Annotated in this window: 9 protein-coding genes; 3 read left to right on the top strand and 6 right to left on the bottom strand. The window is 72.4% G+C overall.

All coding sequences use genetic code 11. The annotated features are described in order from the left end of the window. Window positions 1–38: 38 nt before the first annotated feature. The 5 genes from AC1Q49_RS15540 to AC1Q49_RS15520 are packed head-to-tail and all read right to left on the bottom strand — an operon-like array spanning window position 39 to window position 5,272. The gene (locus tag AC1Q49_RS15540; protein WP_205282320.1) at window positions 39–1,571 is read right to left on the bottom strand and encodes an ABC transporter substrate-binding protein; all 1,533 of its coding nucleotides are present in this window, start codon (window positions 1,569–1,571) and stop codon (window positions 39–41) included. Beyond that, window positions 1,568–2,416, bottom strand: coding sequence for an ATP-binding cassette domain-containing protein (locus AC1Q49_RS15535; RefSeq protein ID WP_101305612.1), 849 nt, complete (start codon window positions 2,414–2,416; stop codon window positions 1,568–1,570). Before AC1Q49_RS15535 ends, AC1Q49_RS15540 begins: the two co-directional genes overlap by 4 nt. Next, window positions 2,413–3,426 (bottom strand): ABC transporter ATP-binding protein, encoded by a 1,014-nt coding sequence (locus AC1Q49_RS15530; protein WP_492493262.1) that lies wholly within the window; start codon window positions 3,424–3,426, stop codon window positions 2,413–2,415. Before AC1Q49_RS15530 ends, AC1Q49_RS15535 begins: the two co-directional genes overlap by 4 nt. Beyond that, window positions 3,423–4,349 (bottom strand): ABC transporter permease, encoded by a 927-nt coding sequence (locus AC1Q49_RS15525; RefSeq protein WP_492493260.1) that lies wholly within the window; start codon window positions 4,347–4,349, stop codon window positions 3,423–3,425. The genes AC1Q49_RS15530 and AC1Q49_RS15525 overlap by 4 nt, the downstream gene beginning before the upstream one ends. Then, entirely contained in the window at window positions 4,346–5,272 is a 927-nt protein-coding gene (locus AC1Q49_RS15520) for an ABC transporter permease (protein ID WP_060961060.1), read from the bottom strand. The genes AC1Q49_RS15525 and AC1Q49_RS15520 overlap by 4 nt, the downstream gene beginning before the upstream one ends. 245 nt (window positions 5,273–5,517) lie before the next feature. Between AC1Q49_RS15520 and AC1Q49_RS15515 the strand changes: the two genes are divergently transcribed. From AC1Q49_RS15515 to proC, 3 genes are all read left to right on the top strand, one after another. Then, window positions 5,518–6,513 (top strand): ornithine cyclodeaminase family protein, encoded by a 996-nt coding sequence (locus AC1Q49_RS15515; RefSeq protein WP_492493257.1) that lies wholly within the window; start codon window positions 5,518–5,520, stop codon window positions 6,511–6,513. 39 nt (window positions 6,514–6,552) lie between these two features. Further along, window positions 6,553–7,251, top strand: a complete 699-nt coding sequence (locus AC1Q49_RS15510; RefSeq protein ID WP_492493255.1) for a GntR family transcriptional regulator — start codon at window positions 6,553–6,555, stop codon at window positions 7,249–7,251. A gap of 70 nt (window positions 7,252–7,321) precedes the next feature. Next, on the top strand, window positions 7,322–8,155 hold the full coding sequence (gene proC / locus AC1Q49_RS15505) for a pyrroline-5-carboxylate reductase (RefSeq protein WP_101305618.1): 834 nt from the start codon (window positions 7,322–7,324) through the stop codon (window positions 8,153–8,155). Window positions 8,156–8,259: 104 nt separating this feature from the next. Here proC and AC1Q49_RS15500 read toward each other — a convergent pair. Then, window positions 8,260–9,304 (bottom strand): hypothetical protein (locus AC1Q49_RS15500; RefSeq protein ID WP_492493253.1); only part of this gene is annotated, 1,045 nt, incomplete at its 5' end.

Below are 9,304 nucleotides of genomic sequence, written 5' to 3'. Positions count from 1 at the left end.
GGCGAGGGGGCGGCGGCGGACCGCCCCCTCGCCGGCGCTCAGCCGGTGAACGCGACGTCGGCGAGGTCGTACTCGCCGTCGACGCGCGGCGTCCAGGTGACCTTCGGCGAGACCGCGTAGTCGGCCTCGGGGGTGAACAGCGGCACGATGTACGCACCCTGGAAGTTCGCCTCGGCGAGGTCGCGGAAGGCGGCGATGCGCTCGTCGCCCGCGACGGTGCGCTGCCTGGCGACGAGCGCCGCCGTCTCCGGGCTCTTCGCGTAGTCGTTCTGTCCTCCCGCGAACAGGTTGGTGGCGGGCATGTCGCCGTCCATGGTGGAGGGCGCCCAGGTGTTGAGGTAGAGGCCCTTCATGTCGACCGTGCTGTAGATGCGGTTCGACAGCGTGGCCTGGTCCATGCCGGAGAGGCTGACCGTGAAGCCCACCGCCTCCAGGTAGCCCGCGATCGCCTGCGCGATCTCGGCGCTCATCGGGATGCGGCCGCTGGTCGCGTACTCCAGGGGGATCGCCTCGCCGGCGTACCCGGCCTCGGCGAGCAGCGCCTTGGCGGCGGCGGGGTCGTACGCCGGTCCCGTCGCGTCCGACACGTAGCCGGTGACGTTGGCGGCGACGATCTGGTCGTTGGCGACGGCGCGGCCGCTGAGCACCGTCTTGACGAGCGCGTCACGGTCGATCGCGTGCCACACGGCCTGACGGATGCGCTCGTCCGCCAGCGGGCCGGACGTGGAGTTGACGCCGAGGAACGTGGTGCCGTTGGCCGCGCGGGAGCGCACGTCGATGCCGCTGCCCTCGGCCGACGAGACCTGGTTCGGTGAGATCAGGGCGATGTCCAGGCTGCCGGAGATGACCCCGTTCAGTCGGGCCTCCTCGTCGGACACCGTCTGGAAGGTGAGGGTGTCGATCTGGGGAGCGCCGCCCCAGTAGGCGTCGTTGCGCTTGAGGACGTAGTCCACGCCGCGCTTCCAGCTCACGAAGGAGAACGGGCCGCTGCCGACGGGGGCGGCGGCGAAGCCTTCGGAGCCGAGCGCCGTGTAGACCTTCTCCGGGACGATCGACTGTGCGGTCGTGATGGACGGCCACGGCGAGAACGACGAGTTGAGGTCGAAGACCACCGTGTGGTCGTCGGGGGCGGAGACCGATTCGAGCATGCCCATGTAGCCGAGGTTGTCGGAGTCGGGCGTGTTCAGCACGGTCTCGTAGGTGAAGACCACGTCGGATGCCTTCAGCGGTTCGCCGTCCTGGAAGGTCACGTCGTCGCGAAGGGTGAACGTCCACTGGGTGAAGTCGGCGTTGGGGGTCCACGCGGTGGCCAGCGACGGCTGGATCGTGCCGTCGGCGTCGAGCACCGTGAGCTGGTCGAAGAGGTTGTAGTAGATGTTGTAGCCGGCCAGCGAGCCGTCGACGATCGGGTCGGGCGACTTCTCGGGCTCCGCGACGACGCCGATCGTCAGGTTGCGGGTCTCGGCCGTCGACGCCGAGCCGCCCGCGCAGGCGGACAGCACCAGCGCGGCGCCGGTGAGCGCGGCGGCCGCGGCGAGCGCGCGGCGGACACGGGATGAGCGGTGGGTCATGACGTTCCTCTGTTCGTTCGGGTGAGGGCAGGGGATGGTGCGGGTGGGGCATCCGCCCGCAGGCGCGGGTCGGGGATCGGGATGGCCGCGAGCAGCGTGCGCGTGTATTCGTGGCGGGGATCGTCGAAGATCTGGTCGCGCTCGCCGATCTCGACGATGCGTCCCTGTCGCATCACCGCGACGCGGTCGGAGAGGTGGCGGACGACGGAGAGGTCGTGCGCGATGAACAGATAGGACAGCGCGTGGGTGCGCTGCAGGTCCTGCAGGAGGTTGATGACCTGCGCCTGCACCGACACGTCGAGGGCGGAGACGGGCTCGTCGAGCACGAGCACCTCCGGCTCCAGCGCGAGGGCGCGCGCGATGCCGATGCGCTGACGCTGGCCGCCGGAGAACTGCGCGGGCGTGCGCCGCAGCGACTCGGCGCCGATCCCGACGCTCTCCAGCAGCTCGACGACGCGGTCCTTCGAGTAGCGCCCCACGATCGTGAGCGGCTCGGCGACGATGTCGTGCACGCTCAGTCGCGGATCCAGCGACGAGTACGGGTCCTGGAACACTAGCTGCACGCGGTTGCGCAGCCGCCGGCGCTGCAGCGGGGGCAGATCGTCGATGCGATGCCCCAGGATGCGGATGTCGCCGGATGCCGGGGTGTTGAGCCCGAACACGGTGCGCACGAGCGTCGACTTCCCGCAGCCGGACTCGCCGACCAACCCGAGGGTCTCCCCGCGGTGCAGTGTCAGCGAGACGCCGTCGACGGCGTCGACGACGTGGCGGCGGCGCCATCCGGTGCGCCGCGTGAATCGCACGTGCAGGTCGTCGATCTGCAGGACGGGTTCGGCGTCGCTCATCCGGCGACCTCCTCGGCGAGGGCGGAGACGGCGTCCGCGTGGTGGCAGGCGGAGGCGTGATCGGGCGCGACCAGGCGCAGGGCGGGCCGTTCGGCGGTGCACAGCGCCGACTTCGCGGGCAGCTCGCAGCGCGGCGCGAAGGGGCATCCGTGCGGGCGTGCCGCCGGCTGCGGGGGAGAGCCCGGGATCGCGTAGGCGCGCCCGGCCGCGCTCTCGGAGGTCAACAGGCTCGCGAGCAGGCCGGCCGTGTAGGGATGGCGGGGCGCGGCGAACAGGTCCCACACCGTCCCGCTCTCCACGATGCGGCCCGCGTACATGATCACGATCCGGTCGGCGGTCTGCGCCACCAGCCCCAGATCGTGGGTGATCAGGGCCATCGCCGCACCGGTGCGCTGTCGCGCCTCGGCCAGCAGCTGCATGATCTGCGCCTGGATGGTGACATCGAGCGCCGTCGTGGGCTCGTCGGCCACCAGGAGATCGGGGTCGTGGGCGATCGCGGCGGCAATGACGGCGCGCTGACGCATGCCCCCGGACCACTGGTGGGGATAGGCGCGGGCGCGCGCCGCGGCATCCGGCACGCCGACCGCGCTCAGCAGTGCGGCGGCGCGCCGATCGGCCTCGGCGCGGCTCACGCCGTCGCCGTGCCGTCGCACGGCGCGGGCGATCTGGGCGCCCACGCGCTTGACCGGGTTGAGCGCGGTCATCGGATCCTGGAACACCATCGCGAGGCGGCGTCCGCGCAGCTCGCGCAGACGGCGCTCGCCGGCGGCCAGCAGGTCCTCGCCGCGGTAGTCGACCCGTCCGGAGAGCACCTCGACGCCGGCGGGGAGGAGCCCCAGCACCGCCGCCATCGTCAGGCTCTTGCCCGAGCCCGACTCGCCGACCACGCACAGCACCTCGCCTTCGGCGATCTGGAAGGAGACGCCGTCGACGAGACGCACCTCGCGTCCGTCGGCGTCGCGCGTGCCGACGACCAGGTTTTCGACGCTCAGCAGCACATCCCGGGTCATGCGCGGGCCTTCTTCCGTCGGCGGAGGGTGGACAGGTCGCGCTCGGCGGTGAAGCGCTGGCTCACGAGGTTCGTGCCGATCACCACGAGGAAGATCGCGATGCCGGGGATCAGGGCGAGGTACGGCGCCTCGCGCACGTACTTCTGCCCCTCGCTGATGAGCAGTCCCCAGGAGGGCGTCGGGGCCTGCACGCCCAGCCCGAGGTAGTCGAACGACGACGTGAGCAGCAGTACGCCGCCGATGTCGGCCGAGGCGAGGATGAGCACCTGCACGCCGACGTGCGGCGCGATGTGGGTCGACACGATCCACTGGGCGGTGGCGCCCTGGATGCGCGGCGCGACCACGAAGTCGCGGCTCTTCAGCGACATCGCGGTGCTGCGTGCCACGCGCGCATAGCCGACCCAGTAGGTCGCCGCGAGTGTGATGACCATCAGCCAGACGCTGGGGCCCAGTGCCGCGGACAGGGCGATGAGCACGAGGATGATCGGCATCGCCAGCTGCACGTCCGCCCAGCCCATCAGCAGGTTGTCGAGTCGTCCGCCCGCATACCCCGCGATCATGCCGACGACCATGCCGATGAAGGCGTTGATGGCGACGACGAACAGCACGATGCCCAGCGACACCTGCCCGCCGAGCGCGAGCCGGCTCGCGAGGTCGCGGCCCAGCATGTCGGTGCCCAGCAGGTGCGCGCCGTCGGTGAAGGGACGGATGAAGGAGGCGGACAGATCCTGTGCGTAGGGGTCGCTGCCGGGCAGCAGGGGCACGATCAGGATGAAGGCGGCGACGACGGCGAGGATGCCGATGCCCACCCATTCGGCCGCCCGCAGGCGGGGCCACGTGAACCGTGCGGCGGTGCCGGCAGGCGGAGCGGGCGTGACCGTCTCGGCGGGCGACGCGGGCGGCGAAGCGATGGGCGCGGTCATGCGAGGTGCCTCACTCTCGGGTCGACCAGAGCGCTCAGGACGTCCACGAGCGCGTTGGAGAGGATGAACAGGGCGGCCACGACGATGAGGCCGGACTGCACGACCGGGAAGTCGCGGGCGTACACGGCGCTCAGCATGAGCTGGCCCAGCCCGGGCCAGGCGAAGACGTTCTCCACGATGACCAGACCGCCCAGGAACGAGCCGAGGCTGATGCCCGCGATGGTCATCACCGGCAGCACCGCGTTGGGGAGCATCTCCGACACCACCACGTGGAACCGGCTCTCGCCCCGGGCGTAGGCCGTGCGGGCGTAGTCGAGTCGGGACTGCTCGCCCAGCGCGTTGTCGAGCAGCCGCAGGTACACCACGAACTGCGCCGTGGCGATGGTGGCGGCCGGCATGATGATCGCGAGCGGATCGCGGTTGCCGAGCGAGGGCAGCATCCCGAGCGCGACGGAGAACACGAGCACGAGCAGCAGCCCGAAGAAGAAGTCCGGGATGGCCTGTCGGGCCGCACCGACGGTCAGCAGGGTGGTGCGCAGGGCCCGGCTGCGGGTCAGGTGGACGGCGACGGCCGCGACGGCGGCCAGGATCACGCCGGCCACCAGGCCCACCGCGCCGAGCTGGAGCGACGCCGGCACCCGTTCCAGGACCAGCTGCATCGACGGCACGCCGCTCTGACGGTACGAGTCGCCGAAGTCGCCGCGGGTCACGATGCCGACGAGGTAGTCGAGGTACTGCTTCCACAGCGGCTGGTCGAAGCCGAGGCTCGCGTTGAGCGCGTCGATCTGCTCGCGCGAGGCGTTCTCGCTGAGCAGGAGCGCCGCCGGGCTGCCGCTCAGCCGGCCCAGGGCGAACGCGATCGTCACGACGACGAAGATCGTCGACAGGGCCTGAATCAGTCGTCCTACGACCAGTCGTGCCATCGGCTTCTCCTCTCCGTCATCAATCTGGGATACAGAATCCGCCACTTCTGTTACGGCGATGTGTCCCGCGGTTTCGGCGCAGTGAACTCTTTCGCGCATCGCGATCGATCTCCGAGTGTGCTTTTGTGCCGTTTTTGCGCGGTTCTTCGTGTGTCGCAGTGACCGTGTGGGTGTTGTGAGCGGGAGTCGGGGTGATGTGACCGCGGTGGCCTCGTTCTACATTTGGGATACCAAAAGGAGATCCGATGACGACACTCACCCTGACCTCCGACGACGTGGAGGCGCTCGCGGATGCCGACGGCATGCGCGAGGCGATGGCCGCGGCCCACCGGGCGCTGCGCACCGGACGCGCCGTGCAGCCGCGGCCGCACGCGCTCCCCGCTGCCGCCGACCGGACGGCGGACGCCCCGACCGTCGTGCCGATGAGCGCGATCTCCGAAGAGCTCGGGATGTTCGCCGTCAAGGTGCTCGCCGACGCCCCGCGCAACCGGTCGGTGGGACTGCCCGCCCAGCGCTCGACCGTCGCGGTCTTCGACGCGGCGACGGCCGAGTGCGTCGCCATGATCGACGGACGGGCGCTCACCCGCATCCGCACCGCCGCCGTCACGGCACTCGCGACCGACGTCCTCGCGGATCCCGCGGCGCACGTTGCCGCCCTCATCGGGGCCGGTCCGCTCGCCGCCGAGCACGCCCGCGCGCTCATGCGCGTGCGCCCCTTCGCGGAGCTGCGCGTGTGGTCGCGCAGCGCTCCGCGCGCCGCCGAATGCGTCGCGGCGCTGCGCGCCGACGGCATCCCCGCCGTGACGACGGACAGTCGCGAGGGCGCCCTGGAGGACGCCGACGTGGTCTGCACGCTCACGCCCGCGGAGCAGCCGTTCCTGGCGCGTCGGATGCTGCGCGCCGACGTGCACCTCAACGCGGTCGGCTCGCCGCCGCGGCCGATGTTCAGCGAGGTGCAGGCGGACGTCTTCGCCCACGCGCGCACCGTGGTGGTCGACGATCCGGCGGTCGCCCTCGCCGAATCGGGCAACGTGCGCGGCGCGTGCGACGCGGGTGCGCTCGATCCGGCGGGTCTGGTCCCGCTCGGCGACGTGCTCGACGTTCCGCCCCTCCGCGGCCGCGGCGGGCTCACGGTCTTCAACTCCGTGGGCCTCGGCATCCAGGACCTCTACGCGGCGCACCTGCTGTGCGGGCGCGCGAGCGTCGTCGGCGCTGGCACAATGGTCGCGATCCGCTCATGAGCGCGCGTGCCGCCCTGGTCCGCCCGTGACGGGATCGCCGTGAGCGGCACCGTGAGGGGAGACGGCATGTCCGAGGCGCAGGATGCAGCCGACGACTCCCTGGCGGCGACGGCGTACCGCCGCATCCGCACCGCCATCATCCTGGGGCGCTACGCCGACGGCGCCGCGATCACCGAGGGGCGCCTGGCCGACGAGTTGCAGATGTCGCGCATCCCGGTGCGGGCCGCGATCCTGCAGCTCGGCGTCGACGGGTTCCTCGCGACGGCGCCGCGCCGCAGCGCCCGGATCGTCGGGTGGGACCGGCGCTCGATCGACGAGCTGTTCGACGTGCGGCTGAGCCTCGAGACGCTCGCCGCGCGCCTCGCGGCCCAGAACGCCGGCCGGGGCGCTCCCGTGGAGGTGTTGGACCGGGCTCTCGCGTCGGCCCATGACGCGGTCACGAGCGGCGAGCGGCTCGCGATCGCCGAGGCCCACGCCGCCTTCCACGCCCGCATCGTCGAGATGGCCGACAGCACCCTGCTCACCTCCCTCACCCGCGTCGTCAGCGGACGACTCGTGTGGCTCTTCTACCTGACCGGCGTCGGCCGCGACGCCCGGGAGCAGTCCCACGAGCACGACGAGCTGCTGGCGGCCATCGCGGACGGCAACGCCCGCCTCGCCGAGAGCCTCGCCTTCAGCCACATCGAGAAGGGCCGCGCCCCGTCGATGCGGCTCATCCTGAACGAGCCCCGCGACTGAGACCCTCCCCGAGACTGAGACCCCTGCGGCGGGCTCCCGGGGCGGGTGGTTCCTCTGCGAGGATGGGGGCATGGCCTCTCCGCTTCCCTCGATCGCGATCCTCGGTGCCGGCTCGATGGGAGGTGCCATCCTGCAGGGGCTCGTCCGCTCGGGCGCGGCGCCCCGCGTGACCGTGACCAACCGCACGGCGGCCAGCGCCGCGCCGCTGGCCGCGCTGGACGGCGTGACGAGCCTCTCCCTCGAGGAGGATGCCGCCGCCAACACCACGGCCGCCGCCGCGGCGGACATCGTGCTCATCGGCGTCAAGCCCGTGATGGTCCCGGACCTCCTGCGCGAGATCGCTCCGGTCCTGCGACCGGGCACGATCGTCGTGAGCCTCGCCGCGGGTGTGACGCTCGCGACCTTCGCCTCCATCGTGGGCGAGGACGTCGCCGTCATCCGGTCGATGCCGAACACCCCCGCGGTGGTCGGCAAGGCCGTCACGGGACTGTCGGCCGGTGCCGCGGCATCCGCCGACGACCTCGCCCTCGTGCGCCGACTGTTCGAGACGTGCGGCGTGGTGATCGAGGTCCCGGAGTCGCAGATCGACGCGCTGTCGACGATCTCGGGGTCGGGTCCCGCCTACGTGTTCCTGCTGATCGAGGAGCTCGCCGAGGCGGCCCGCGGAAAGGGCTTCTCCGACGCGGACGCCCGCCTCATGGCCGAGCAGACCTTCATCGGCGCTGCGGCGCTCCTGGATGCCACGGGCGAGGACCCCGCAGAGCTGCGCCGCCGGGTGACCAGCCCGAAGGGCACGACCGAGCGCGCCATCGCGGTGCTGCAGGGCGCGCGCCTGGACGGCGTCTTCGCGGAGGCGACCGACGCCGCTCTCGCCCGCGCGAAGGAGATGGCCGCCGGCGCCTGACCCCTCGCCGCCCCCTCCCCGCGCCCGCGCCCCTCGCCCGCGAGAAACCACCTTCGGCGCGAGAAACCACCACCGCAGGTGTGTGTCGTCGCCGTTGTGGTTTCTCACCGCGGTCGGTGAGGGAGAGCGCGGGGCGTCTGGCGCAGGCTCGCCAGTCCGGCGCGGTCGCGCGGGCGGACGAGCCGCACCCCAGCGCGCTGCAGGGCGGTCGCCAGCGGCTCGACCCGCACCGCATCCGCCATCTCCCAGCGCGCGACGGGATGCCCCGCGCGGCGCAGCCGGTCTTCGCGGCGCTTCTCGTCGCGGAAACGCCGCGCGGCGTCCGCGGGCGCGTCGCCGTCGCCGATGCCGTACTTGCCCCAGCCGTCGCTCTCGCCCACCGTGCGGCTCGACGGGAACAGGAAGTCCGTGCGGTCGGTGACCCCCTCGTAGCGGAACTCGGCCTGCAGCACCGGGTCTTCGAAGCCGCACCAGCGGATGACGGCGCGGCTCACGCTCTCGCCGGGCGACTCGGCCCGCGCGTCCGCGTGCGCCCAGGCCCACGCCAGCCGCGCGACGCCCCGGCGGGAGGACTGCGACGCGGCCCGCTCCCGGAGGTCGTCGACGACGAGCGCGCCGCCCTGTCGGGGCGAGATCGCGGCATCCACGACGGCGAGCGCCTGCGCGGGTGGGAGCACGCGGGCGAGGTCGATGACGGCATCCGTCGGCGACGTGCACAGGATGCCGTCGACCGGCACGACCTCCCGCGCGTCGGTGCTGGTGTGCACGCACACGTCGCCGAACCGGCGGGACGCCGTGCGGTCCGGATCGAACACGTGGATGTCGCGCGTCTCGCCGAACAGCGGCAGGCCGAGCAGCACCGCGGCCGACTCCAGGCACAGCACGGCATCCGGGTGGACGAGCGCAAAGGCGTGCACCCGCAGCGCGTACCGCTGCCACGGCGCCAGCCGCGCCGCCGCGGCGGCATCCACGTACACGCCGCGGCGCACCCGCGCGAAGCCGGGACCGGCCAGCGCCAGCCGCAGCACGCGGGCCTCGGCGGAGGTGACGAGCGGAAGCGGTGACCGGGTGATGGCGCGGTCGGTCAGCAGGTGCGGCATCCGCAGATCATGCCCCGCCACCCGCGGCGCCGCGCGCTCGTCCCCACCC

Source organism: Microbacterium sp. MPR-TSA4, assembly GCF_058792815.1.
The sequence above is the reverse complement of the archived record's forward strand: the minus strand, read 5'-3'. Positions and strand labels throughout refer to the sequence as shown.